Annotated in this window: 1 protein-coding gene; it reads left to right on the top strand. The window is 46.9% G+C overall.

Annotated elements, in window-relative coordinates; translation table 11 throughout:
- Positions 1 to 241: 241 nt before the first annotated feature.
- Positions 242 to 955: sodium:proton antiporter NhaD (gene nhaD / locus R7Z49_RS23825; protein ID WP_318112196.1), on the top strand; the 714-nt coding region annotated here is incomplete at its 3' end.

A 955-nucleotide genomic window follows, 5' to 3' on the forward strand; every position in this document is an offset into this window, starting at 1 on the left:
TTAAACGGAGGCTGTATGTGGGCAGGTCAGGGACTCATTCCTTTTCTAGAAATTAGCCATTGGCTAACTTATGGTTTATACGCTGTTGCGATCTTATTTGGCGCGGCGAGCATTGCGTCACTCAGAAAATAGTGGCGCAAGCTACCCAAATCTTAACTCCTACTGTTAATTCGAACTCTCTCACAACTAACCCCTTAATTTATGGCTAATATTTCTCCAACAAGACAAGGGAGAAATGTCTATGCCAATCTATCCAATTGTGGCTTTCTGCTGTTTGTTGTTCTCAAGTTCCAGCTTTGCAGCGGCATCCGGTGATCTTAATCTGGTGAACTCCGCCGTAGGCTATATCGCTCTCATTCTTTTCTCGATCGCTTATATTCTGGTCATGCTCGAAGAGTATTTGAAGATGAGAAAATCCAAACCTGTACTTCTCGCGGCAGGTCTGATTTGGATTTTGATTGGTTACACCTTCGCCCAGCACCACCAGCAAGACGTGGCAAAAGCGGCGTTGGAACATAACCTACTTGAGTACGCCGAGCTGCTGCTGTTTTTGCTCGTCGCAATGACCTACATAAACGCGATGGAAGAGCGGAAACTCTTTGATGCTCTACAAGCGTGGATGGTCGGGAAAGGGTTCGGGTTCAAAAAACTGTTTTGGCTGACAGGCTTTCTGGCGTTTGTCATCTCTCCAATCGCCGATAACTTAACCACGGCCCTTTTGATGTGCGCGGTGGTAATGAAAGTGTCTGGCGACAATCCAAGGTTCGTCAATCTTGCTTGCATCAACATCGTTATCGCAGCCAACGCGGGCGGGGCATTCAGCCCATTTGGTGACATTACAACCTTGATGGTTTGGCAAGCTGGGCACGTGCGGTTCTCTGAATTCATGCCATTGTTTGTCCCTTCTCTAATCAACTATGTCGTGCCAGCGTTTTTAATGTCCCTTTTTGTACCG

This window comes from Vibrio sp. 1562 (assembly GCF_033340155.1).
GTDB lineage: Bacteria > Pseudomonadota > Gammaproteobacteria > Enterobacterales > Vibrionaceae > Vibrio > Vibrio alginolyticus.